The 26976-nt window shown below is 32.5% G+C and carries 15 protein-coding genes; 4 read left to right on the top strand and 11 right to left on the bottom strand.

What is annotated here, in order from left to right; translation table 11 throughout:
- Positions 1-23 precede the first annotated feature (23 nt).
- Positions 24-2804, bottom strand: a complete 2781-nt coding sequence (gene uvrA, locus NNH57_RS25605) for an excinuclease ABC subunit UvrA (protein ID WP_108807436.1) — start codon at positions 2802-2804, stop codon at positions 24-26.
- Between the two features lie 240 nt (positions 2805-3044).
- Here uvrA and NNH57_RS25600 point away from each other — a divergent pair, with 240 nt between their 5' ends.
- Positions 3045-3629 carry an RNA polymerase sigma factor gene (locus NNH57_RS25600; RefSeq protein ID WP_024769545.1) on the top strand — a complete coding sequence of 195 codons (585 nt, stop codon included), beginning with the start codon at positions 3045-3047 and terminating at the stop codon, positions 3627-3629.
- 234 nt (positions 3630-3863) lie between these two features.
- On the opposite strand, the gene NNH57_RS25595 is transcribed toward NNH57_RS25600, so the two are convergent.
- The 5 genes from NNH57_RS25595 to NNH57_RS25575 form a co-directional block, all read right to left on the bottom strand.
- The gene (locus NNH57_RS25595) at positions 3864-4532 is read right to left on the bottom strand and encodes an endonuclease III domain-containing protein (RefSeq protein ID WP_108807437.1); all 669 of its coding nucleotides are present in this window, start codon (positions 4530-4532) and stop codon (positions 3864-3866) included.
- Positions 4533-4602: 70 nt separating this feature from the next.
- A complete protein-coding gene (locus NNH57_RS25590; protein WP_108807438.1) occupies positions 4603-5352 on the bottom strand; it encodes a LytR/AlgR family response regulator transcription factor in 750 nt (249 codons plus the stop codon).
- Positions 5353-7743 (bottom strand): tetratricopeptide repeat protein, encoded by a 2391-nt coding sequence (locus NNH57_RS25585; protein WP_108807439.1) that lies wholly within the window; start codon positions 7741-7743, stop codon positions 5353-5355.
- 154 nt (positions 7744-7897) lie between these two features.
- On the bottom strand, positions 7898-10057 hold the full coding sequence (locus tag NNH57_RS25580) for a tetratricopeptide repeat-containing sensor histidine kinase (RefSeq protein WP_108807440.1): 2160 nt from the start codon (positions 10055-10057) through the stop codon (positions 7898-7900).
- A gap of 545 nt (positions 10058-10602) precedes the next feature.
- Positions 10603-14163 carry a T9SS type A sorting domain-containing protein gene (locus NNH57_RS25575; RefSeq protein ID WP_108807441.1) on the bottom strand — a complete coding sequence of 1187 codons (3561 nt, stop codon included), beginning with the start codon at positions 14161-14163 and terminating at the stop codon, positions 10603-10605.
- Between the two features lie 854 nt (positions 14164-15017).
- On the opposite strand from NNH57_RS25575, the gene bcp reads away from it, so the two are divergent.
- A complete protein-coding gene (gene bcp, locus NNH57_RS25570; RefSeq protein ID WP_025665491.1) occupies positions 15018-15467 on the top strand; it encodes a thioredoxin-dependent thiol peroxidase in 450 nt (149 codons plus the stop codon).
- A 78-nt stretch (positions 15468-15545) separates the two neighbouring features.
- Here bcp and NNH57_RS25565 read toward each other — a convergent pair whose 3' ends face one another.
- On the bottom strand, positions 15546-16994 hold the full coding sequence (locus NNH57_RS25565) for a TonB-dependent receptor (protein WP_074405953.1): 1449 nt from the start codon (positions 16992-16994) through the stop codon (positions 15546-15548).
- 167 nt (positions 16995-17161) lie between these two features.
- Here NNH57_RS25565 and NNH57_RS25560 point away from each other — a divergent pair, with 167 nt between their 5' ends.
- Positions 17162-17923, top strand: a complete 762-nt coding sequence (locus NNH57_RS25560; protein ID WP_074405954.1) for an MBL fold metallo-hydrolase — start codon at positions 17162-17164, stop codon at positions 17921-17923.
- A gap of 3 nt (positions 17924-17926) precedes the next feature.
- On the top strand, positions 17927-18424 hold the full coding sequence (locus NNH57_RS25555; RefSeq protein WP_074405955.1) for a hypothetical protein: 498 nt from the start codon (positions 17927-17929) through the stop codon (positions 18422-18424).
- Between the two features lie 60 nt (positions 18425-18484).
- Here NNH57_RS25555 and NNH57_RS25550 read toward each other — a convergent pair whose 3' ends face one another.
- From NNH57_RS25550 to NNH57_RS25535, 4 genes are all read right to left on the bottom strand, one after another.
- Positions 18485-19327 (bottom strand): DUF4249 family protein, encoded by an 843-nt coding sequence (locus NNH57_RS25550; RefSeq protein ID WP_074405956.1) that lies wholly within the window; start codon positions 19325-19327, stop codon positions 18485-18487.
- Positions 19328-19341: 14 nt separating this feature from the next.
- Positions 19342-21756 (bottom strand): TonB-dependent receptor, encoded by a 2415-nt coding sequence (locus tag NNH57_RS25545; RefSeq protein WP_082994722.1) that lies wholly within the window; start codon positions 21754-21756, stop codon positions 19342-19344.
- A gap of 238 nt (positions 21757-21994) precedes the next feature.
- Positions 21995-23674, bottom strand: a complete 1680-nt coding sequence (locus NNH57_RS25540; protein WP_108807442.1) for a cadherin domain-containing protein — start codon at positions 23672-23674, stop codon at positions 21995-21997.
- Between the two features lie 275 nt (positions 23675-23949).
- Positions 23950-26754, bottom strand: coding sequence for an esterase-like activity of phytase family protein (locus tag NNH57_RS25535; RefSeq protein WP_159099166.1), 2805 nt, complete (start codon positions 26752-26754; stop codon positions 23950-23952).
- Positions 26755-26976: the final 222 nt, after the last annotated feature.

The raw sequence follows: 26976 nt of genomic DNA, 5'->3' as shown, positions 1-26976 counted from the left end.
TTGATAATAAAATATCGCTAAAATTATAACTTCTCTTTTAAATATGCTCCTGTATAAGATCCCTTGATTTTTACAATTTCTTCGGGTGTTCCTTCTGCAATGATATTACCTCCGTTTTTACCACCTTCGAGTCCAAGATCAATTATATAATCGGCACATTTTACAAGATCTAAATTGTGTTCTATCACTAAGATAGAATGCCCTTTTGCAATCAATTCATTAAAAGATTTGAGCAATTTTTTGATATCATGAAAATGAAGCCCTGTAGTGGGTTCATCAAAGATAAATAATGCTTTGTCTTTGGTATTTCCTTTTACCAAAAAGGAAGCAAGTTTAATTCGTTGAGCTTCACCACCAGAAAGAGTAGAAGAACTCTGTCCTAATTGTACATATCCCAAGCCTACATCTTGTAGAGGTTGGAGTTTCCTCTGTATTTTGGTTTGATTATGATCAGAAAAGAAATCAATAGCATTATCTATGGTCATCGAGAGTATATCATGAATATTTTTATCATGAAATGTTACTTCGAGAACATCTTTTTTGAAGCGTTTTCCGGCGCAGGTTTCACATTCCAGATGTACATCAGCCATAAACTGCATCTCTATGGTAACTTCTCCTTCTCCTTTACAGGTTTCGCATCGACCACCATCTACATTAAAAGAAAAGTGTTTTGCTTTATAATTACGAATGCCGGATAATTTTTGGGAAGCAAATAAATTACGGATATCATCATAGGCTTTAATGTAAGTAACAGGATTAGAGCGCGAGGATCTACCAATTGGGTTTTGATCTACAAACTCTACATGTTTTATATTACTATAATTGCCTTTAAGTTCTGTAAACTGCCCGGCTTTTTCTCCGTACCCTCCTAATTGTTTGAGCAAAGAAGGGTAAATGATTTTTTTAACAAGTGTACTCTTACCACTACCAGATACTCCTGTAATAGCTGTAAAGACTCCGAGAGGAACTTTTACATCAATATTTTTTAAGTTATTCTCACGTGCACCTATGATTTCGACATAGTATTTTGAAGTTCTTCGGGTTTTGGGAACTTCGATTTCTAGAGCTCCATTAAGGTATTTTGCGGTAAGAGAATCTGCTTTCAGGATTTGATCAAAAGGGCCTGTTGCAACGACATGACCTCCATAAGTACCTGCTTCGGGGCCTATATCGATAATTTCATCTGCAGCTTTCATAATATCCTCATCGTGCTCTACGACAATTACAGTATTTCCTAAATCACGAAGAGATTGCAGTACTTTAATCAACTTTTCGGTATCTTTTGGATGTAGCCCTATACTGGGTTCATCAAGGATATACATAGAACCAACCAGACTACTCCCTAGTGAGGTTGCCAGGTTAATACGTTGCGATTCTCCTCCGGATAGTGTATTCGATTTACGATTAAGCGTTAAGTATTCTAATCCTACATTTTGTAAAAACTCTAATCGACTATTAATTTCTTTAAGAAGGCGCTTAGCAATTTTGGCATCATATTCATTAAGCGTAATGTTTTTAAAGAAATCTGCTAATTCGTTTAAAGGTTTCTCTACCAAATCTGTTACTGTAGCTCCATCAATTTTTACATAGTTTGCTTCTGTACGCAAACGCTTTCCTTTGCAGGTGTTACATTTCGTTTTTCCGCGATAGCGAGAAAGCATTACCCGATTCTGAATTTTATACGCTTTGGCTTCTAGTTCTTTAAAGAAGCTGGTAATACCTTCAAAATATTCATTTCCTTTCCATAGTAGTTCTCTGTCCTGGTCTGATAATTCGAAATACGGTTTATGAATAGGGAAATCAAATTTATAGGCACTATTTACCAATTGTTCTTTATACCATCCCATACTATCGCCTTTCCAGGGAAAAACGGCTCCTTCAAATACACTTAATGCAGTATTTGGGATAACAAGATCTTCATCGATACCAATTACATCACCATAACCTTCGCATTCTGGACAGGCACCATATGGGTTATTAAAACTAAATAAATGTATATTAGGTTCGAGGAAAGAGAGTCCGTCTAATTCGAATTTATTACTAAATTGTCTTAGGCTACCTTCCTTTAATGTCTCGATAAAACAAGTGCCTTTACCTTCAAAAAATGCAGAACCAATAGCATCTGCCAAGCGATTATAAAAATCTTCTTCATCTCTTTTTACAATACGATCGACAACCAGATAAAAATCATCTTTTTCTTGTATAGTAGCATCTTCTATCCTGGTTACAGTACCATTGTTTTTTATACGCGCATATCCTTGTTGTTGTAATACTTTTAATTTTCCTTCTAGTGTACGACCTTCTTCGATATGAATAGGAGAGAGGAGCAATAGTTTTTCACCATCTTCAAAAGATTTTATGTATTCGATAACATCGGTTACGCTATCTTTTTTTACCTGGTTACCCGTGATAGGGGAATAGGTTTTACCAATTCTGGCAAAAAGTAATTTCAAATAATCATATATTTCTGTGGTAGTACCGACAGTAGATCTTGGATTGGTAGAGTTTACTTTTTGCTCTATTGCAATTGCTGGTGCTATACCTTTTATGTAATCTACTTTGGGTTTATTAAGCCGTCCTAAAAACTGCCTGGCATAAGACGAAAGGCTTTCTACATATCTGCGTTGCCCTTCGGCATATAAAGTATCAAAAGCTAAACTAGATTTACCAGAACCAGATAATCCTGTAATGACTACTAGTTTGTTTCTAGGAATAACGGCGTCTAAATCTTTCAGGTTGTGAAGTTTAGCTCCTTTAATAATTATATTCTCTTTTGGATCTAAGGTTGTAATGTCTTGAATCATAGTAAATATGCGGTAAGAGCGCAAAGATAAGGATTACTAAACAAGTATTATAACCTATATAGATTGAAAGTTTAGTTAAAAAAATTAACAAGAAATTGTTTGAAATTCAATGAATGTTATTATATTAGCCCCTAATTAAGGAACCAAAATTTAAACAAAACTGCCTATAGCATACCTTTACTTTAAAAGTTTAACATAGCACGAGCCCCACGCTTGTTTGTACTAAATAATAGTCAAGGTATGAAAAATTACACCCTAACAGACGCAGTTCTGGTTAATAACTACATTAAAGGAGACGAATGTGCCCTTTCTGTCCTTATCGAACGTCATAAGCAACGTATTTACAGTTTTATTTATTCAAAAGTTTTTGATAGAGATGTCTCTGAAGATATTTTTCAGGATACTTTTATTAAAGTAATCCGAACATTAAAAAACGGAAAATATAACGAAGAAGGGAAATTTCTTCCTTGGGTAATGCGTATTGCCCATAATTTGGTAATTGATCACTTTAGAAAAGGAAATCGTATGCCAAAATTCGAAGATAATGGAGAGTTTAGTATTTTCTCTGTAATCAGTGATGGAAATCTAAATGCTGAAAAGAGATTAATAAAAGATCAGGTAGAAGAAGATTTGCGTAATTTGATTCAGGAATTACCAGATGACCAGAAAGAAGTCTTAATAATGCGTATGTATAGAGACATGAGTTTTAAAGAAATATCTGATAAAACCGGTGTAAGTATAAACACTGCTCTTGGTAGAATGCGATATGCTTTAATTAATTTAAGAAAAGTAATAGAAAAAAATAATATTGTTTTAACAAATTAATCACTTTTTTATACAATAAAGCAGAATTAGTGCCGTTATCCTTATATAACCCTTTAAATTTAAGATTATATAATATGGCAAAATTTTACTTTAAGTCTTCTAAAAAAGAAGAAAAACATTTAGTACCAAGCAGAAGAACAATAGATTTTCTTCTAAACTATTCAAAATCGTTACAGGTTGTAGAATATAACAATCTTAAGTTTGAAACGATTTTAAATTAAACTTATAAAAGGCCTATTTTTTAATAGGCCTTTTTGCTTTTTGGTACTCGTCTAAAACAGTTTTTCTACCTATAGTTTTGGTAATGATATCTTTATCTAGATCCCAGCCTCTTGCAGGAGAATATTCTCTACCGTACCATATGATTTGAAGATGCAGATCATTCCATAGTTTTTTTGGGAATAGCCTCTTGGCATCTTTTTCGGTCTGCGTAACGTTTTTACCATTGGTAAACCCCCATCTATACATTAATCTATGAATATGTGTATCTACAGGAAATGCAGGTACGCCAAATGCTTGAGACATAACTACACTAGCGGTTTTATGACCAACAGCAGGCAATGCTTCTAGGGATTCAAAACTTTGAGGAACCTCGCCATTATGCTTGTCGATCAATATATGTGATAGTCCATAAATTCCTTTGGCTTTCATAGGGCTTAAACCTACTGGTTTTATAATTTCCCGAATCTCTTCTACAGATAACCGAATCATTGCATGTGGATTATCTGCTCTGTCAAATAAGAGTGGAGTGATTTTGTTCACTCTTACATCTGTACTTTGCGCACTCATTAATACCGCAATGAGTAAAGTATAAGGGTCTTTATGATCTAATGGGATTGGTATTTTAGGATATAATTCCTGAAGTGTCTTAATAGTAAAATCTACCTTTTCCTGTTTGGTCATATTGCAAAATTAATTTGCACTAAAGTTAAAAATAAAATTAGTAGTCTGAGGTTTAATAGTTATTAAAACATTAATTGAGGTCATTTATTAACTTCAGTAAAATTTCTTTTTTTCTGGTAGCCAGCGGAATTTTACTTTTATCTTTTAATACCAGATAATCTCCTTCTCGTTTATCATATCTTAATAAATAATCGAGATTTACTAAATGAGATTGATGACATCTAAAAAAATGTTGCGAAGAAAGCATATTTTCATATTCTTTAAGTCCTTTAGATACAAGTAAGCTATCCTGATTATGGATGAAAAATTTGGTGTAACTACCACTTGCTTCCAGATGCACGATATCTTTAACAAATACAATCTGAATACCATATTTATCTTTTAGAACCAAACGAGTAGGTTCTTTTGATTGATCACTTATATTATCTATAAGCGTTTGTACTCTCTGTGGTGTCTTATGATGCTCAAAATCAGATTTTGCCTTTTGGACAGCTTCTACAAGTTCTTCTGGATCAATAGGTTTCAGGAGATAATCCAAGGCGCTAAATTTTATTGCCCTTAGTGCATATTTTTCATGAGAAGAAGCAAATATTACCTGGAAATTGATTTCTGGTAATTTTCGTAATACATCAAACCCGGTACCATCTGGCATCTCGATATCTAGAAATACAAGATCTGGCTTACTAGACGTAATTAGGGCAACTCCTTCTGCTACATTTGTCGCTTCTCCTATAAAATCTATAGTAGGACAATACTCATTAAGTAATTCTAAAAAATTTCTTCTTGCCGCTGGATTATCTTCTATTAGGACTACTTTCATTTATATGTATTGAAATGGTAAATTAAACGTTACTTGTGTACCTTGAGAAAGGTCTTGGATGTTAAATGCAATTTTTTTCTTTCGCATTTTACGATAGAGATCGATACGTTCTTCTGTTATTTTTATAGCATGAGATACATGATCTTTACGTTTTACCTTTATAGCTTCTTCTATCCCAGATCCATTATCCAATATTTTTAAGACCAAATAGTCTCCTTCCATCGAAAAATGTATATGGATAGTAGCTCCTTCTTTTATAGTAGTAACACCATGCTCTATGGCATTTTCTACAAAAGGTTGCGCAAACATAGGAGGGATGGCAATTTCATCAGTAATTAAATCATCGTCCACTTCAATCTTAAAATTAAATGGTTGATCACGTTTTAAGTTTTGAATACTTAAGTAATTATCGAGCATGTTAATTTCCTGATCCAGGCTAATAAACTCACTTCTTGAGTTGTCTAATACTTGTCGAATGAGTTTCGAGAATTTTACGAGATACATACTGGCTTGTTTAGCATCTCCCTGATTCATATAATCCTGTATAGAAGTCATGGCATTAAAAATAAAATGCGGATTCATCTGCACACGCAGTAGGTTTTGTTCTATATCCTGTGCTCTTTGTTGTAATGCTAATCTTTTTTGCCTGTTTACCAAATACAATACTAACCCCAAAAGCAATAAAACCACACTTACAATACCAAAAATGGTTTTATTAAAATTAGCTTGCTTTAATTCTAAAGACTGTATCGAAGCTTGCTGTGCTAAACTCTTGATTTCCTGTTCCTTTTTCTCAGTTTCGTATTGTACTTGTAATTGTGATAATTGTTTTGATTTTTCTTCGCCGAGTAGAGAATCATAAGTGGCATGATACAATTCATAAGATACTAATGCAGCTTTATGATTGCCTAATGCTTTCTCTACTTCAACAAGGGTTTTTGTTGCATCTCTTAGATAAGTTTGGTTTTTGATCGCCTGAGCAAGCTTAATACCTTCTGTAAAATATTCTTTGGCTTGAGTATATTTTTTTAATTTCCAATCAATCGTTCCTATGGTTATTAAAGCTTTACTTAAGGTTAATTTATCTCCAATTTCACGACTAACTTTAAGACCTTTTAATGAATGGTCTAAAGCCTTAGGATACTTTTTTTGATATACATAAACGCGGCCAATATCTACAGAATTTACAGCAATAAATTCTTTGTTATTTAGTTCTTCTGCAATTTTTAAAGACGTAAAAAAGTGTTCTAATGCTTTTGTCGGATTATTTTGTATATAATAAATGGCTCCAATATGATTATTGATTAAAGAAATCTGATTTTTATCATTAATGTCTTCAGCAATTTTTAAGGCTTTAAAAAAATATTCAAAAGCTTGAGTTATACTATTCATCTCCTGATAAATACTACCAATATTATTATAGCCAAAGGCTATACTAGCCTTGTCGTTTATTTCCTCAAGGACATCTACCGACTTAAAATAATAACGCAAAGCTTCTGTATAATTACCTTGATCGCTATGTACAGAACCTAAATCAATTTGATTAATAGCAACCCCTTTTTTGTGTCCTAGTTCTATATCTATACATAAAGATTTTGAATAATATTCTATAGCTTTTGAATTGTCGCTTTGTTTGGCATAAATAGTTCCTATATTATTATAACAAAGTGATATTTGATCTTTGTTTTCAAGCTGTTCAGCAATTTTAATAGCTTTAAAATGATAATCTAAGGCTTGTGGGTAATTACTTTGTTCTCGATATAAAACACCAATATTTAAATAGCTAAGTGCCATTTTGCTTAGGTCATTTAGCTCTTTTTTTATTCCTAAGGATTCCTTATGATATTCTAAAGCTTTAACATAATCCCCTTGGACTTCGTATAAAATACCTATATTATTAAGTGTATTAGCAGTTTCTGATTTATCATTTAATTTTTTTCTAATTTTTAATGTTTGAAGAAAATAATCAGTTGCCTTAGCAATATCTCCTTGGTGGTAGGCGATAATTCCTAAATTATTGTAGATACCACTTTTTCCTTTAGGGTAAGTGTTGTTTTTGTCTAACTCTAACGCTTTATTGCCAATATCTACTCCTTGTTTATAATCCCCTTTTTTTAAGGCTATTCCAATTATTTGAATATAACTGTCAATAATTCCATGTGAATAATCTATTGTTTTTGCCAAGTCTATAGCATGTTCGAGATAGTTTAAAGTTTTAATAGAATCTACTCCCTTATACTGCAAGGCCAATAAATTATATGTATCAACTTTTTCTTTCTCAGAAATATTTGTTTCAAGTGCCTGTAAAAGCGAATCAATTTTAGTCTGATTTTGTGCAAAAACATTGAAAACAATTAAAAAAGAAAAGATGGTTAGTGTATTTTTTTTCATAGTATATATTCATATCTATTTCGAAATACAAGATTTAATTATTTTTTAATTAATTCCTCTGTCTTTTTTGCAAGAGTATTGAAATGATAATTAGTAAAGGCAAATTTATAAAACTTCTTCTTGCTGTATAAATGTTTTGAAAAAGAATTATTTTTTATAGATATTGAAAAGGTAAATTAAACGTTACTTGTGTGCCTTGAGAAAGATTTTGTATATCAAATGCAATTTTTTTCTTTCGCATCTTACGATAAAGGTCGATACGTTCTTCTGTTATTTTTATAGCATGCGATACATGATCTTTGCGTTTTACCTTTATAGCTTCTTCTATCCCAGATCCATTATCCAATATTTTTAATACCAAATGGTCTTCTTCCATCGAAAAATGAATATGAATAGTTGCACCCTCCTTTAAAGAGGTAACACCATGTTCAATAGCATTTTCTACAAAAGGTTGCGCAAACATAGGAGGGATGGCGATTTCTTCAGGAATTAAACCATCTTCTACTTCAATTTTAAAAGTAAAGGGATGATCACGTTTTAAGTTTTGAATGCTTAGGTAATTATCGAGCATGTTAATTTCCTGATCCAGACTAATAAACTCACTTCTTGAGTTATCTAACACTTGCCGAATGAGTTTCGAGAATTTTATGAGATACATGCTGGCTTGTTTAGCATCTCCCTGATTCATATAATCCTGTATAGAAGTCATGGCATTAAAAATAAAATGCGGATTCATCTGTACACGCAATAGATTTTGCTCTATATCCTGTGCTCTTTGTTGTAATGCTAATCTTTTTTGCCTGTTTACCAAATAGAATACTAATCCCATAAGTACTAAAACTACACTTACAATACCAAAAATGGTTTTATTAAAATTGGCTTGTTTTAATTCTAAAGACTGTATCGAAGCTTGCTGTGCTAAACTTTTGATTTCCTGTTCCTTTTTCTCGGTTTCGTATTGTACTTGTAGTTGCGATAATTGTTTTGATTTCTCTTCACCAAGCAGAGAATCATAAGTGGTGTGGTATAATTCATAAGATGCTAATGCAGCTTTATAATTACCCAATGCTTTCTCTACTTTTACTAAGCCATACGAAGCACTTTTTACAGCAGTAGGAAAACCAATCTCCTGACCAATAGTAATACTCCTGATAAGATATTCTTTGGCCTTTTGATAATTTTTTAATTCAAATTCAATTTCACCTAAAGTATTCATTACGGTGGTAGATGAAGACAAGTCTCCAATTTCCTGGCTTAATACTAATCCATTTTTTAAATATTTCAGGGCTTCTTTATATTTTTTTTGATCGAGGTATATTTCACCAATTAGGCAATAGTTAGATATCATAATACCTTTAATATTGAGTTCTTTGGCAGTTTTTAAGGATTTAGCAGCATACGTTAAAGCTTTGGTGTTATCCCCTTGTTCAAAATAAATATTTCCAATATTTAAATAATCTTCAGATATACTCGCTTCATTTTTAGTGCTTTTGCTAATCGTTAAGCATTTAAAATAATATTCTAATGCTAAGTCATAATTTCCTAAAGTTTCATAAATAAATCCAATATTGCTAAGCGAAACAATAGCTTTTCTTTTACTACCTATTTCATCATTAATTTTAGAAGCTTTTATAAAATATTCTAATGCAGAGGAATAATTACCTTGATGCACATTGATCATTCCCATATTGTTGTATCCAGAAAAGATACCGTTCTTATTATTTAATTCTTTAAACAACTCCAAAGCTTTAGAATTAAAATCTAATGCTTCGGTGTAATTTCCTAATCTAACATGTACTTGTCCAATATTACTATAACAGAACGCTACATCTTTTTTATTTCCTAAAGAATCTCTAATTTTTAAAACTTTCGTGAAATGCTCTAGTGCCGTAGCATACTCACCTTTTTTTTTGTAAGTAAGTGCTAAGTCATTATATGCTATGGCTTTGCCTTTTGCATATTTTATTTTTTGAAATACATTAGATGCTTTATCCGAATACACTAATTTTACAGTAGCTTGACTTATATTATAATGAGCATTAGAAATACCTTCAATATAATTTAATTGCTTAGAAAGATGAATAGCTCGATTTGCATAGCTAAAGGTTTTAGTAGAATCTGTAGAAGAATATTGCAAAGCTATATGATTATAAATATCTACTTTTTCTTTATCGGTGATTTTAGTGGTAAGTAGTTGTAATAGAGAATCTATTTTGACCTGATTTTGTGCAAGAGCGCTACATACACTTATGTAAACAAAAACAGTAGGTAACAGTATTTTTTTATTACTATTTAGAAACGCAGACAACGACATATATCAAAATAATCTTGATTTATTTATATGCAAGAATACATAAATATCTGAACGCAACAAAAGAGTTATGATGGGAATTTCATCGATTATTATACCGTCTTTTACTTCAATTTTAAAAGTAAAAATAGCGTTTTAGCTTTTCTTCCCCTAAGGTTGATTATCATGTCGAAATGATATCAAACATGACAGGATCTTTTTAACCCAGATTATGCATTAGAACTTCGTTATGAGACTTGAAAGTACCATAAAATATGGCATTTTCTTAGTTTTAGCATAACATCGCTACGGTAAAACTTAAAAATGTAGTGCAACGCTATATTTTGAAGTGGTTTCATGAGATAATAGATTTTCTAATGCATAATCCGGGTTTAAAGATCGATTATCCCATTTAGCATCAAAAACTATTGAATATTGATTTTTTACACTAAAAATAAAAAGCTTATTGTCGTTGTGGGTTTAAGGTAAAATAATTATCAACCTTATAAGAGACAATGATAGATAATAACTACCCTATTAGCAAAGCTAATAGGGTAGTTCATTGATGTTTATAATTTCTTTAATTTCATTACTTCTGAATGATTGTCATCTATTAAATGTATAATATATAATCCGCTTGTGAGATGACTCATATCAATTATAGATGTACCATGATCAATATTACGTTCTACAAGTAGTCTTCCATTTAGGTCAAACAACATTACTTTGGCACTCTTTGTAGCTGGTGGTAAATTAATGTTGACACTGCTGGTTATTGGATTAGGGTATATCGAAAATCCTGCAGCTATAATTCCTACTTTATTATCATCAACAGTTACAGTATCTGTATTAGCTGTTCCTGGAGTAGGAATAGCTTGTGTATAATTATTGGTGTTTCGCAATCCTCCTGATCCATTAGGGAAACGTTGTATAGAATGGAAATCCTTATTTCCTTTTTCACCTTCATTTATTTGAGGTTCGCCAGAATTTAGTAAGACCAATAATTCGGCATCATCAGCATCATTGGTATCATATACTACAGCGTCTATAAGGTTATCCGTTGTGATTACAGAACCATTAGCAAAAACTTCTTCTGTTTTATATAAAGCTACTGCATCTGCTCCATTTTGTAATTTATTATTCGCAAAAGTATAGGATACATTGGCTACACTTTCACTACCAATAACAAAATATCCACTGGCATCTGTAGCATATCCGTCCAGATCATAACTACTATAACTTTTATTATTAGAACCATTATAAAATACCAATACATATCCATCTAAGGGAGTATTTCCTACACCGCCATCATACAATTCTACAAACTCGAGTGTATCTGTACCTTGGCTATCTGCATCAACTTCGTTGATAAGGACAATTGGATCTTCAACAGGAGGAGTGCCTGGGTCTCCATTTTCATAAGCGCCTGCTGTTGGAGAAGGTTTACGTAATTTGCCATCAATATCCGATGGGATAATTGTTGTAAGGTCTTTTGCGACCCCCGATATAGCATCATTTGTAGCACGTAGATTAGTATTACTTACAAACTCAGGATCTAATACTTTTGATTTTACATCCTCTGCAGTAAAAAATCGCCAATCATTAATAGTTTCCCAGTTTTCTTTCCAAAATCCAAGGTGTGTACCTGTATGGTGTAATACGTTATTATTTAGATGACCCATTGATTCTGGTTCTTGTATATCATAAACATATCCATCGCCTGTACCGGTCTGAGAAAATATATTATTGAAAAAATCATTAAATTCTCCATAAGGTTTACCAACTTCTTTTTTGTTGTAAGCTATAACCGCCGCATTATCTCTATATGAATGTACCCAGATACTGTTGTGATGTGTATTCGTATTGCTTACGCTTTGAAAAGAAACTCCATGTGCACCTCCTACAAAATTCTCTACTACTCTAATTACATTATTATACACATTGATATAACTGCTTTGGATTAAAGTCATTCCTTTTGCAGGAGCATCAATAGAAACTTTATTACTTACAAAAATACGGTTGTTACTTATTGCAATAGGATTTTCTGCGTTTCCTTTTGTATTAGAAATAGTAATTCCTATTTTTTCTATCTTCTGTAATGTGTTCCCAGAAATTTTTCCTTCCCCACTAGAGTTGGAGATATTAATCCCGGTAGAGAACTTATTTGTATTAGAACTAAACATATTATTGACGATAGTAAATTTTTCCAGATCATTAAGTACAATTCCAGTAGTGTTAAAATTATTAAAAGTATTTCCAGTAATGGTTATATTTCTATTGATGGCTTCTCTATTACCGATGTGACTTGAATGACAATATCGTCTTGTATTAATGATCGAATTTTTTCCGCCATCGAAAATATTGTTATTTATAAAGATATCTTTACTATTATACTGGTCTATATGTACAAGGCTGTTTTGGGTTGTCTCTGACTGTATTGTATTGTTTTCCAAAGTGACATCCAATATATTATCATGATAGTATACCACAACTCCGGTACTTATTAGTTTTGTGTTTTCAAAAACAATATGGCTTGCAGATTTGTGAAAGGTTAGTGCAGGTTCATCAGCCCCATCAAAAATAACCTGATCTGTGGTAGCCTCTGACCCAGTAAAAGTAACGGTACGATTATCAGTAACTCCGGGAATAAAAGGTATTTTAATTCCGGGATATGTTCCTGCAGCAATATTTACGGTTACCGAGGACTTGATTCCTTTTGCTGCCAAATCTGTGATTGCCGCTTCGACCGTTGAATAATTCCCTGGGATAGTCAACGTACCACTTAAAGCATTGGGATGTGGGATGTATGTACTAGCTCCAACATACGGGGTTGCAGAATGTGGATTCCCTTCTCTATCGGTAGGAACAGTACTTCTAAGATCATCTCCAAACTGTAAAAAATTATTGGCAGCATGCACCACTCCATCAAAAAAATTAGGGTCTATTTGCTTAGAGTGTAATCCATTCCCTAAAGCTTGCCACTCTTTAAGCCGAGATGCAGTCTTCGAAAATCTATATCCTTCATAAATTTTACCGCATTCACTTTCTACAAAAAGATTGTTGTAATCAGAATAGACACGACCATCAAAACTCATTAAAGAATAATAGGTTCCTCCATAATAAAAATTATTATTCTGTATTTTTAATTTACCTCTTGATCTATATTCTAAAAATAATACCCTTCCATAGAGGCCAGTAGAAATCATTGTGTTTTGCATTATTGTCATGTCGGATTTCATATGACTTGAAAACACACAAACACCGTGTTCACTAATTGGATCATCAATTACGTTATTTATTATTAATCCAGAAGTACAATTAATACCATAACGATTTATGCCATGAATGTAATTGCCTTTTATGGTTATATTACCCTCACTATAAGTTCCATTCTGTGAGTTTTTAATCTCATTATTTTCGATAGTATGAGAACCATAAATGGAAATAGCATAATCCTCAAAAGACTCCATAGTATTACCAGAGATCAAAAAATTGGAATTATTATATAGAGTCGTCCTTATTCCAAATTTTGCGTTAGTCAAATGGTTATTCGAAATCGTAATATTTTTATTTTGGGTACAACCAATTAACGCAGATGTTAAGAAGCCATTATTGCTATCATTAGAGGTATTTATGGATTCTATTTTATTACCCTCTAGAGTAACATCATGAGTATTGTTAAAGTGAAAAACTAAATCATAATGTTCTGATGAGTTTATAAATCTCATATTTCTAAAAGCAAAAAACGCAGCTTCATTTTGAAAACGGACTACATGGGGATCTTCATCAAGAACGGCAGGATATACCAAAACCACATCTTCGTTTTGGCCTGTCGCCGATTGAAACGTAATCGTATTGGTCTCGGATGCTCCCTGTACCCTATCGATGTAGAGTTGTTCGTAATAAAACCCAGAAGCAACATTAAAGGTTACGGCTGCATCTATACCTTCGGTATTAAGTGCGTTGATTGCACTTGCAAAAGAGGTAAAATTTGTCTGTGACATTGGTTTGTCACCATCAATGGTATATATACCACTAAGTTGAGCATGAACAGTAAGGTTTATAAATAAAAAGCCTACTATCAAAGATAGGCATAGTAACCGTTTAGGTTTAAGAATGTGATGATTCATAAGTGTGTTTAATTTAAAAGATTTAAATAAAAATGTTAGATTATGATCATAAAGTGTTAACGTTATGAATATTAAAAAATGTAATGTTCGTCAACATTACAAAATATAGGGTGGGGTAAACGAGCCGGAAATTTAGATAATGTTAGTGTTTTGAAAAATTTGAATAGCTTGAAAAATGAATTATAATCACTTTAATTTATTGTATTTTTTAACATAAACAGTTGATTGAAATGTTCGTGATTTCAACTTGCAGTTTTTGATTATAACTTTTAAAGATTTCATAACTTGCCTTACTTTAAGAAGTAAGTAACAGCACTTATCTTGAGTACTGCTTTAACTTACAAAATTTGGAGAAAAAAGTGACAAAAACCTGCTGAGTAGATAAATAGCTACCCTATCAGCTTGCTGATAGGGTAGCTCATATTGATGCTTATAATTTTTCTAGTTTCAGTATTTTTCTTCGATGATTCAGGCTTGTTAGGATCAATAGTTTTCTCACCACTAAGCTTCTGTGCATGGCTCTAGTAAGGTTGATAAACAAGAAGCCCACTATCAGAGATAGGTAGACTAATGCTTTGGGCTTAATAGTAAAATAATTCATACTGTATTCGATTTAGAAGTTAATAAACAATTCAAAAGAAAAATGATCTTTATAACTGGTGCAAATATAATGCACGCATAGTATTTTGTGTAATCAAATCCCCTGAAAAAAGAGGTTATTTAACTCCAATCCATTGTATTTTTTTATGTAAACAGTTGATTGAAATGTTTGTGATTTCAACTTGCAGTTTTTGATTATAACTTTTAAAAATTTCATAACTTGCTGTACTTTAAAATATTCAATTTATTATACAATGACAACATTAAAAGCAGGGGATAAGGCTCCTAATTTTTCAGCATTAGATCAGGATGGAAATACGGTTACCTTAGGGGACTATCAAGGGAAAAAACTAGTTGTTTTTTTCTACCCTAAAGCAAGTACCCCTGGTTGTACAGCAGAAGCCTGTAATCTAAGAGATCATTATCAAACTTTTCTGGCCCAGGGTTATGAAATTATTGGTGTAAGTGCCGATAGTGCCAAACGGCAACAAAATTTCAAAAATAAATTCGAACTACCTTACCCATTATTAGCAGATGAAGATAAAACAGTAATTGAAGCTTTTGGAGTATGGGGACCAAAGAAATTTATGGGTAGAGAATATGATGGTATTCATCGCACTACTTTTGTTATCGATGAAAAAGGAATAATTTCTGAAGTTATTGCAAAGGTGAAGACTAAGGATCACGCTGCTCAAATTTTATAAGCGCGAGATTATTATAATTAAAAAAGCAGTATAGTAAAATAACTATACTGCTTTTTTAATGTGTTTTGTATAGGTAACTTATTTTACAGCTTCTATGGATTTGTATCCAAAGAAGTTATTAGCTTTTATCATTTCTGGTATCAGGTCTGGTAATTGATCTTCCCATCCAGATTCTCCTTCTTGAATTTTTTGTAGTACTTCTCTTGAGAAAATATTCATAATAGAGGGATCATAATCCGTAATATCCTGTAGTTTACCATTGTATTTAAAGAACTTATACAGTTCTTTCATCCTTGGGTGTACTTTAAGAGTATCACTAGTGGTTATCTCTCCGGTTTTATGATTCTTTAATGGGTATAGGTATACTTTTAAATCTTTAAAGAATAATTTACCAAAAGCTTCAAGAATACCTCCACTAAGGTGTCTATAGTATTTTTCATCAAAAATATCTACCAAATTATTAACTCCCATAGAAAGTGCCATACGTTCTTTGGTATAATTAGAGAAATACTCAACTACTTTATAATATTCTTTAAAATTAGAGATCATTACGGTTTGTCCTAAAGAACAAAGTAACCTGGCTCTAGCCATAAAATCCTCTTCGTCGATTTCACCTTCGGCCCTTAAGTTCGATAGTGTTACTTCAAAGATGACTACGGTCTTTTCTTCGTTTACTTTATTTTCACTCAAGAACATATTGAGTGACTTTTTGTATATATCCATATTAACCTTAGTCACGGGTCTAAAACTCCCACGTAGTGCTAATATATTTTTCTTATATAATATTGCAGCAGGTAAAATATTATGTCCATCGGGTCCAAACATTACCGCTTCGGTCATTCCGTTCTTAACCAATTGTAGACTCATTAGTCGATTATCTACTTTTGTAAATCGCGGTCCAGAAAAGTTAATCGTGTCAATTTCTATTTGATCCTTATCCAGGTGATCATATAGATATCTCAGTAATTTTTTAGGATTATCGTATTTGTAATATGCTCCGTAAATAAGGTTAACACCTAAGATTCCTAAGGTCATTTGTTGCAATCGGGCATCATTTTCATGAAACCGAATATGAAGTAAAATTTCATTATAATCTTCATTTGGTGTTGTCTGATATCGAATGCCTACCCAACCATGACCTTTATATTTTTTAGCAAAATCAATTGTTGCAACAGTATTTGCATAACTAAAAAACAACTTATTAGGGTGTTTCTCTCTGGTAATTCTTTCTTCTATAAGACCAACCTCATGTCTAAGCATTTTTTTTAACCTTGCTTCGGTAACATAACGTTTATCATTTTCAATACCATAAATAGCATCACTAAAATCTTTATCATACGCACTCATTGCTTTTGCAATGGTACCAGAGGCTCCGCCTGCTCTAAAAAAGTTTCGAACAGTCTCCTGACCTGCACCTATCTCGGCAAAAGTACCATAGATGTTTTGGTTCAGGTTAATACGCAAAGCTTTACTCTTTATTGAAGGGACAGATTCAAATTCTTTATCTCCCATTATCTTAATAGGCATAGTAAAAAGGGCTTTTTTTGTTTACCGTAAAGGTAATAATACAATGAGTATTAAAAAAGGTTTGAATGCAAATTTCTATATTCCCTAATATTTTAAGTATTATTTAAGGAAAATATGTGATTTTTGACCAAAAAAATATAAGTACATTTGCCTTAGTTTATTAAAATATGGAAGTAATTTTTCTTGGTACAGGTACATCACAGGGGATTCCGATTATAGGAAGTACCCATCCTGTTTGTTTAAGTGATGACTCCAGAGATAAGCGACTTCGCGTTTCTATACTTATATCCTGGGATGATTACCAATATGTTGTGGATTGTGGACCAGATTTTAGACAGCAAATGCTCTCGAATCAGATATCTAGAATCGATGGGGTAGTCTTTACTCATGAGCATGCAGATCATACTATGGGATTAGATGATATACGACCATTTTTTTTCAGGCAAGGCGATATCCCTATCTATGCGCATAAGAGAGTTTTACAAGCATTAAGAACTAGGTTTGAATATATTTTTTCTTCGGAAAATAAATATCCCGGAGCACCAAGTGTTATTGAAAATGAACTTACTAATCAACCTTTTCAATTGGGTAATCTAGATGTGATTCCTATAAATACGTTTCATAATCGTTTACAAGTGTTTGGATTTCGATTTAGAGATTTTGCATATCTAACCGATGTAAAAACGGTTGAAGAAGAGGAAAGATTAAAGTTAAAAGGAGTTAAGGTTTTGGTGGTTAATGCATTAAGAATAGAACCCCATCATTCACATTTTAATCTAGAAGAAGCTCTTGAGTTTATTGAAGAAATACAACCCGAAAAGGCATATCTCACTCATATTAGTCATATGTTAGGTTTTCATGCCGAAGTTGAGAAATTATTACCAAAAAATGTATATATAGCTTACGATAATTTAAAAATAACCATCTAGAATATGAAAAATAAGATCTTTTTATATCTATTCATTTTTGCTGCATTATTTATTCTTTTTCAATTTATGAATGCTAAAAAAGCAAAAGAATCCTATGATACAAAAATAGAGAACTTAAAGACCAAAATAACAACAAAAGAAGTAACCATTGATTCATTGATTAGTGCAAATATGGATCTTACTTACTTTTCATTAGATAGTAATGAGGATGCAGTAAGTTATTTTGAAGAGATGGGCTATGATGCTAATAAGCTTGCTTTAACGATAAGTGACCAGATTATTGGGCAAAATAAGGCAGGAAAGGATAACCCAATAATTCCGTTTGTTGGGATGGAGGGTAATATGAGTATTAATAAAGTAAGATTACTAAATCATAAATGGATTATAGCTGATTTTACCGATGGTGTGTATTGGGGAGAGCTTTTTATAATATATGAAGTAAGAGAAGATGGAGTCATAGATTTTGAAGTAGAAAAATCATTTTTGTATCCAAGAGACTAGAAGAATACTTAATTTAATAAAGGCCAGATGTATATCCTCTGGCCTTTATTAAATTTACCATTAATTAAAAGTATACGTTCTTCGTGATACTTGTGTTAATCTAAAATAACCATGGGCATAATTATTCGCATTATCCAGATTAATACAATTTCCTTTTAAAGCCACCGGAGTTGCGCTAAAAAGACCGACACCTTCAGATTGCTCGATAAGTATCCTTATGTAGTTATAATATCCTTCAGAAATACCATATAAGTCAATATTTACAACATCTCCAGAAGTAAATTCTTGAGTATTAGTATTGGTATCTTCTTCTTTTTCATAATACCAGTTAATTTCATTTCCGTTTACAAATTCATCATCAAGATCTTCAAATTCTGATAAAAGATCTCCTTCTTCTTTAAATCTGAAAAGATAATAGTTGTCTTCATCTACAGGATCATCGAATGTAAGGTTAACTTCTAAAACTTCATCATCAAAACCATTTTCGGTAGATTGATTAACTTCTTTAATATCAACAACAGGCATTAGGGTTTCTGTAGCTGAATAATTTTCACCATTATGAATAACCTCTAGCGTATAGGATTGATTAAGTACTGGTACAAATTCTGTAGTTGTATATTCTCCATTATTTTGATCTGTAAAAATAAACTCGACTCCGCTAGAATTATTAGTAACTTTAACTGAAGCACCAGTAACACTTGTATTAGAAGTTGTATCAAAGTATGCAGTAGATGTACTTAGTTTTATAGTTTGATTATTTCCTGTTGTACCTTTTTCCCAATCTAATGAGGCTTCAATAGTTAGTCGGGCAGGAGCGGTTTGCACATCCACGTCTATTACATCTTCACAAGAGGTAAAGATTATAGTAAAAAGGAATATTATTATTTTAAAATAAGCTTTCATATGTTTATATTTTATTAAAATTTGAAGTTATAGATTACCGATGGTACTATACCAAAAATTGCTGTTCTTGTAGCTTCATTTGCCCCTGTCTCTACATTTTGACCAAAGGATATTGAAGCTGCATTTTTCTGATTATATACATTGTATATTCCGAAGATCCATTCTCCTTTCCATCTCCTGTTTGGTTTTCTATTAGGTCTGTATGTTGCAGAGATATCAAGTCTGTGATACGATGGTAGTCTATCAGAATTTCTAGCGGCATAACTAGCTACAGATAATCCTTCATATTCATATTGACCATTAGGATAAGTTACAGGTCTTCCGGTCTGAAAAACCAGATTTGCTCCAAAACTCCACTTATCATTTAGTTTATAGGCTCCCGTTACCGAAAAATCATGGGTTCTGTCATACGCAGTGTTATACCAATCTCCATTATTGATTCCTGGCCCCCCTGCATTACTACCAAGACTTCTTTGTTCTGCTTTTGATAAAGTATAAGAAATCCATCCTGTTAATTTGCCTTCATTTTTACGTGCCAAAAATTCTAGTCCGTATGCTCTGGATTCTCCATTTAATATTTCGGTTTCAATAGTATTGTTTCCTATTAAATCAGATCCATCGATATAATCTATTCGATTATCAGTGGTTTTATAGTAGGCTTCTACTTCTAAGGAGTACATTTTATCTTTAAAGTTTCTAAAATACCCTAGTGCATATTGATCTGATAATTGTGGTTTTATATATTTTCCACTTGGTGTCCAGACATCTAATGGCGTTATAGAGGTAGTATTGGATAATAAATGAATATATTGCGCTGCTCTTGAATATCCCATTTTAATAGAGGAAACATCATTTAGCTGATATGCCAGGGATGCTCTGGGTTCGAAATTACCATAACTCTTAATCGTTTCACTTTTTTTATAATCGGTTTCACCAATTTCGATACCTCTTTCATAAAAACCTAATGTACTATTATATACTACTGGTTGATCATTAGCATAATTTTTCAAAGCTTGCCCGCCTAATCGACTAAAAGCACTATATCTAACACCATATTGTACAGTTAGCTTATCGGTAAGTTTATGTTCTGCATTTACATATACACCACTCTCAAAAGCTTTTTTTCGATCCAGAGATAAAGGATTTACTGCAGAACTTGCTGATGTGGGCTGTACTTGTCCAGGATCAAAATCATAGTAGATACCGCTAACTCCAAAATCTAATTTAAACTTATTGCTGGCATAATATTTAAGATCATACTTTAGATTATAGTTGTTAATAGACGAAATCCATTCGAATTCCTCCATAGCAATATCGATGTCATAATCATATTTACTATATATGAAGGACGCGTTGGAGAATAATTTATCGTTAAAAATATGATTCCATCTTAAATTCCCTGATAAGTTTCCATACCCTACGCCAAAATTCTCACCAAATTTAAACGTGTCTCTACCAAAATATCCAGAGAGATAGAGTTTGTTCTTTTTACTAAGCGTATAATTAGTTTTAAGATTTAGATCATAAAAACCGGCGGTGTTTTTTTCACCAGCTGCTTTTAATATGAGGTTTACATAAGAACCTCTACCTGCAACCAAAAAGGAACCTTTATCACTAAATAGAGGCCCCTCGGCGGCTAATCGGCTAGAAATTACACCAATCCCTCCGGTAAGACTAAATTTCTTGTTATTTCCATCCTTTTGACGAACATCTAGTACAGAAGAAGTTCTACCTCCAAAACGAGCAGGAATCCCACCTTTGTATAGCTTAATATCTTTAATTGCATCTGCATTAAAAACAGAAAAGAAGCCTAATAAATGAGAAGTATTATAAATTATTGCTTCATCAAGTAAGACCAAATTTTGATCTGCTGCACCACCTCTTACATGAAACCCACTAGAGCCTTCACCGTTTTTAGTCACTCCTGGTAGCATCTGAATAGATTTTATGATATCTACTTCTCCTAATACTACCGGCATTTGTTTTACAGTTTTGATGTTTAGCTTAGATACACTCATTTCGGGTTTCCTAAGACTTACACGTTCGGTTTCCTCACTTTTAATTATTACCTCATCTAATTCTGTAGAAGATTCTATAATATCAAAATCTATTTTTTGATTTTTGTCGAGTAGTACTTCTTTATTAATATCTGTATACCCTACGTAGGAGGCAACAAGAGTATAGTTTCCTTTTGGGGCGGTAATAGAATAAAAACCATACTCATTGGTGATTACACCAATAGAAGTACCCTTTAAAAAAACAGAAGCACCAAAAAGTGTTTCTCCATTATTGTTATCTTTTATTGTACCACTTATGGTGTAGTTGTCCTGAGCTACAGCGCTGGTACTTATAAAAAATATAGTTAAGCAGCATAGTATGAATTGCTGTGTCCTTTTTTTTAGGTTTCTAAATTTAAAATGTCGATGCATATTGAACTTGTTTATAACTTTTGATTTGACTGATTTTTTTAAAAATAATTGTAGTTCTAATGATTTTGTATTTCATAGACAATTGAGAAAACAAAGGGTTGCATGGATAACCAAATATTTAATTTTTACTTTACATATAAACTATTAAAGCCTTGTTTTTACCGAAATTATTGAGCAGAAAAAACCCTCATTACAGTAGTGCAAGAGGGAATTGTATTCAATTATTTTATTACCCTTTTTATGGAGTACAATCACTAGAATAACTGGCAGCTGCATCTTTTTGCCAATTTGCTAAATATGAAGCAGTAGGATCATCTACTTCAATACAGGTAAGATTAGAATTGTTTTGCAGACGTACGGTTCCTAAAATATTGTTATTTCCGTTTTTCATATACAAAGAAACTAATTGTGGGTTGACTTCAAAAATTAAACGTGTTAGAGCAGTGTTTTTGCTTAAATCTAATGAAGTCATTCTATTCCAACCACAATTAAGATTGTCCAGTTTAATATTTTTACTTAAGTCTAGAGAGGTTAGCCTATTGTTATTACATTGTAAAAGGGTTAAAGCAGTATTTTTGCTTATGTCTAGACTTGTTAAGTTATTACTACTACAATAAAGACGAGTTAGGGCTATATTATTGCTTGTATCTAGAGTTGTTATTTTAGTGCTAGAATAATCTAATATTGACAAATTAACTTGTTTACTTACATCTAAAGTGTTGATTAAATTATATTCACAGTATAGGCCTGTCAAAGCAATATTATTACTTACATCTAGAGCGGTTAATTTATTACGACCACAAGCTATTGTTGTTAATGCAGTATTATGGCTTACATCTAAAGCACTAAGTTGATTTTGAGCACAAGTCAACCAATTCAAGTTTATATTTTTACTCAAATCCAATGCAGTAAGCATATTTTCATCACACTGTAATCCGGTTAAGGCAGTATTTTTACTTAAATCAAGAGAGGCTATTTGGTTATCTCGACAACCTAGAAAATCCAAATTTATATTTTTACTAATACCTAAAGAAGTTAATTGGTTTTCGTTACAAGTAAGATAGGTTAGAGCAGTAAAATATTCAATTCCAGAAAGATCAGAGATATTTTTGTTATTTAGATGTAATCTTTTAACAATTAGAGCTTCTCCAGTATCTATTTCCTGATCTCCATTTGCATCTATTATTGGTTTGGTATGTTCTAGTAGCGCTTTTTTAAAGTTCGCATCTGCAAATACAATATTTTCTATAACATTGTTTAAGGTTATTGTTGTCTTAGCTTCTTTACTAATTTCTTTGTTATTTACTACTACTGTGGCAGTAAGTGATGTCCTGGTTTCATAATCAAACAGGGTAGCATCTTTTACCGTAAGTTTTCCTGTTTTGGTATCTATTGCAAAAGCACCTTCTGGAGTTTCGTTTTTTAAACTATAGGTTAATTCTCCCTGGTCTGTTGTGGCCTCAATAGTTCCTAGTTCTTGTCCGGTGGTTGGGTTTTCGTCTATAGTAGTTTCAAAATCTTTTACGGTAATGTTCGAATCCTCTATATCGTTTAGGTGTATGGTTACCTTCGCTTCTTTAGTTAGATCTCCATTTTTTATAAGCACTGTTGCTGTAAGTATTACCTTGGTTTCATAATCAAATAGAGTAGCATTTTTTATAGTGAGTTTTCCAGTTTTTGTATCTATATCAAAAGCGTTGGCGGGCTCTTCGCTTTTAAAAGCATAGGTTAATGTACCTTGGTTGGTAGTTACATCAATTGTTCCTAGTTCTTGTCCGGTGGTTGGGTTTTCGTCTATAGTAGTTTCAAAATCTTTTACAGTAATAGTAGTTTCTATGACAGGAGTATCGTCATCACTAGTACATCCAATACTAATGACAGCTAAGATTAGGGTAGCAAATACTTTTACATTTTTCATGAGCTTACTTTTTAATAGGGGTATGGTTCGAATTCCAAATAGTATTACAATTTGAGTGCAAATATTTATAATTGTTATCACATATACTACCCGGTTTTCAGTGATAATAGAGGATACTCTAGCTACTATATTTTGTAAATATTTGGATGTCTAAAGGTGTTCATCATACAGATTAGAGAATACACTATGGCTATTATGCTATAAAAAAACCACCCGTATAGGTGGTTTTTCTGCTTAGTTGGTTTATTGAGTGAAATGAAGTTAGTTATGCGATGTTATTTTTTTAAGAGTTTCTTTTTGATAAACTCACCATTAATCTCGATTACGGCAATATAGAGTCCTTTAGAAACCTCATACCCATTTTTTGATGTACCATTCCAGATATATGTAAAGCCTTCTTCATTTTGTTGTTGATCGACTAGTTTTCTAACGAGATTACCATGTACATCATAAATATCAATAGATACCGTGTTTTCTTTTTTTAGGGTATTAAAAAAAGTAACCTCGTTTCTAAATGTATTTGGATATACTTTTATGGTATTGGCAGCTATATTTTTTGTATTGGGTTTTATCTCTCCCCATTGTTTTCCTAATGGTTGATCTAGCCATAAAAGAATAAACTCATTATCATCGGGGAGTCCCATACCTATATGGCGACCTACACTAAATGGATAGTTGTTATCATTGAGGACTCCGATTAAAAAAGGATTAAATACCACTACACTTTCTATGGTTACAAATGGAAATGCAAAATCTTTTCCTATTCCTATATCGCCCTCTAATCCCGGCTCAGATATTCTACGAATATCATTGATTTTAAGAAGATCAACATTTAGTCGTTTTTCTATCAATGTTTCGTTTTTATCTAATTCAACCTCATAGATTGCCTTATAACCATGTATATCTCCCTGAGAATTATCTCGCTCTATGATTAATCCTCTTTTTGAGCTAAACATAATAAAATCACCTATGGCACGGGCCTTTTTATCAAGGGGGTATTCGAATTTTTTACCTGTATATGATTTACTTTCTAAATCAAATTCGTGAATCAACAAATTATTGTTTTCAGAGCCTTCAAGAGGTTTTTCTAATAAAGGTAATAGTGTCTTTTTATTAGTACTTAGTGCCATCCCTTCAAAACCTCCACTACTTTTTACCCGAAAAGGAGTGTCTAATTTTGTATTTCTATAGGGCCAATATAGTCCTGCTAGCCAAGGTGTATTTTGCCCGTTTTGATCTTGTAAATTAGTTCCGTCTCCCGTATTACCAACTTTGGGAAAGTCACCAAATAAACATACAGTTCTTATCTCTGGATATTGTTTATGAGCAATAAGGAGTGTTCTGAAATCAAAACTTTGAATATCTGCCCGATCTGTAAGATGATTTGCAATAATTACATCGGCTAATGCTGTTGTAAAAGTTTTTGGGTCTACTGTTCTGTTAGCAAAGATATCACCACGATCATCGACATCTGTCTTTGGATTAATTTTGGTTTCAATATTAAAACGAACCTTGGATGCATTCTTCCAACGTTTCACTGCCTCGGGATCTGAAGCCCCAGGTCCGTTTTGGTAATATGAAACATAAAAATTTACAAAATCGAATACCTGTTGTAAGGAAGGCATAATATATGGATCTATAAACTTGTTTTGGTTTGCAAAAGCAACAGCAACAGGTGATAAAGACAGATCATTGGTTTGAGAAGGCCTTCCTTTTAAGATTTTATCGGCAATAAATGTATTTTGAATTTGATCTAAAGAAAGATCTTTAACTAGAACTTCATCTTTATACTCATAAGTAGTACCATCTGCTTTACGTGTTTTTGCAGCTTCGATATGCGGATCATGATCCAAAACAGGAACACCATCAAGAGTAATACCGCAATCAGTTTCTATGGTTGGCATCAGAAAATCTAATGCAGCTTCTATAGCGGGTAATGTATTCTCTGGACGTAAGTTTCGCGAACCTCTATGACCTTGTGCATCAAATAAATTGATATCGATCAATCCTTCAGCAGTCATAAAATCGGGTTGACCATCTTTATTGTTATCAAAATTTTGAAGAGCTTCTAATAGTACATCAGGGCGATCAGAGATAATTCCCTGTACACCAAGATCCAAAAGTAGGTTGATGTTCTCAAGATCATTTACCGTATATGCAACGACTTGATGACCTGCACGATTTAAAGAAGAGACATTAAATAATTCGCTTGATGCATTGGTAAGGGTAGAAGGAGGGTTTTTTCTACTTCCTACCACTGTATTGGTGTTTTGATCATCAAGCATTACGTACCATGGAGACATTACAGGAGATTTACTTCCATAAGCCTTTGCATGTGATCGCATGGCGTTCATTATTCGCAAGGCACTATATTCTTCACTATATGGATTTTGCGGTGCGCGAAGTTCTTTTCCTGGAGTATCAAAATCAGGTAATGGGATTGGAGGATCTAATAAAACTCCATTTTTATCAAAATGTAACAGAAAAGGTCCAAATTCATCACCAATCCAATACTCCCCATTAGAAGTTCTTTGTATAGATTCTATATCAAAATCTGCCCCGGTAAGAACTCTCGAATCACTAAAATGATTTGTTATGGCAAAAGGAATCAAACCATTAGGATCTCGCAATTCGATATAACTTAGTATATCAATAGATCCATTACCCCAACCAATAATACTTTTAAAATTAGGTTTAATCTTATACAGGCGAAGGTTATAATCTGATGAGTTTTCGATACTTCCAAAACCATTATCAGATAATACGGTAAAAGTTCTATCGTAATTATTTAAAATTGCAGAAAACCCTTGTATAGGCTGTTTATTATAAAAAGGAACTGGCTGTTGATTGATTAATCCCTGGTTGATGTACTGTCCTGAGGTGGGCCCATTGGAGAAACTAGCAGCTGGTAAAACTGCTCTGGATATCAAAATATCTCCAAAGTTAATGAAGGACTTACCAGTTCCTTTTAGGTATGTTTTTCTATTAAAATGGTTATCGGTAGGAAGATCGAATTTAGATTTCTCTAAAGACTTATCTTTTGAGGTCAATTTTTGAGCTTGTAATGTAAATAGCCCCATACATAATATACTTAAAAGTATACAGTATTTTATTTTAGAAATGATTAAGTAATGACGTTTCATGGCGTGTTGTACATTTAAGATTTGCTTGGTTAATGACACCCTAAATTTACATCGCGTATATTACCTGATTGTTTATCATTCTTAAATAAATGATTATGTCTGTTATCTATTTGATACCATTAGTTCTCTTCTGAATTTAATGTAATTAAAAGCTCTTTT

The sequence above is a fragment of the Aquimarina spinulae genome (genome assembly GCF_943373825.1).
In the GTDB taxonomy this organism is placed as follows: Bacteria; Bacteroidota; Bacteroidia; order Flavobacteriales; family Flavobacteriaceae; genus Aquimarina; species Aquimarina spinulae.
Note: the sequence above shows the minus strand (reverse complement) of the source record. Positions and strands in the feature narration are given on the sequence as shown.

Bases quoted from the DNA above. Each gene is read 5' to 3' on its own strand.
- uvrA (WP_108807436.1), bottom strand. From the start codon at position 2,804: ATGATTCAAGACATTACAACCTTAGATCCAAAAGAGAATATAATTATT.
- NNH57_RS25600 (WP_024769545.1), top strand. From the start codon at position 3,045: ATGAAAAATTACACCCTAACAGACGCAGTTCTGGTTAATAACTACATT.
- NNH57_RS25595 (WP_108807437.1), bottom strand. From the start codon at position 4,532: ATGACCAAACAGGAAAAGGTAGATTTTACTATTAAGACACTTCAGGAA.
- NNH57_RS25590 (WP_108807438.1), bottom strand. From the start codon at position 5,352: ATGAAAGTAGTCCTAATAGAAGATAATCCAGCGGCAAGAAGAAATTTT.
- NNH57_RS25585 (WP_108807439.1), bottom strand. From the start codon at position 7,743: ATGAAAAAAAATACACTAACCATCTTTTCTTTTTTAATTGTTTTCAAT.
- NNH57_RS25580 (WP_108807440.1), bottom strand. From the start codon at position 10,057: ATGTCGTTGTCTGCGTTTCTAAATAGTAATAAAAAAATACTGTTACCT.
- NNH57_RS25575 (WP_108807441.1), bottom strand. From the start codon at position 14,163: ATGAATCATCACATTCTTAAACCTAAACGGTTACTATGCCTATCTTTG.
- bcp (WP_025665491.1), top strand. From the start codon at position 15,018: ATGACAACATTAAAAGCAGGGGATAAGGCTCCTAATTTTTCAGCATTA.
- NNH57_RS25565 (WP_074405953.1), bottom strand. From the start codon at position 16,994: ATGCCTATTAAGATAATGGGAGATAAAGAATTTGAATCTGTCCCTTCA.
- NNH57_RS25560 (WP_074405954.1), top strand. From the start codon at position 17,162: ATGGAAGTAATTTTTCTTGGTACAGGTACATCACAGGGGATTCCGATT.
- NNH57_RS25555 (WP_074405955.1), top strand. From the start codon at position 17,927: ATGAAAAATAAGATCTTTTTATATCTATTCATTTTTGCTGCATTATTT.
- NNH57_RS25550 (WP_074405956.1), bottom strand. From the start codon at position 19,327: ATGAAAGCTTATTTTAAAATAATAATATTCCTTTTTACTATAATCTTT.
- NNH57_RS25545 (WP_082994722.1), bottom strand. From the start codon at position 21,756: ATGCATCGACATTTTAAATTTAGAAACCTAAAAAAAAGGACACAGCAA.
- NNH57_RS25540 (WP_108807442.1), bottom strand. From the start codon at position 23,674: ATGAAAAATGTAAAAGTATTTGCTACCCTAATCTTAGCTGTCATTAGT.
- NNH57_RS25535 (WP_159099166.1), bottom strand. From the start codon at position 26,754: ATGGGGCTATTTACATTACAAGCTCAAAAATTGACCTCAAAAGATAAG.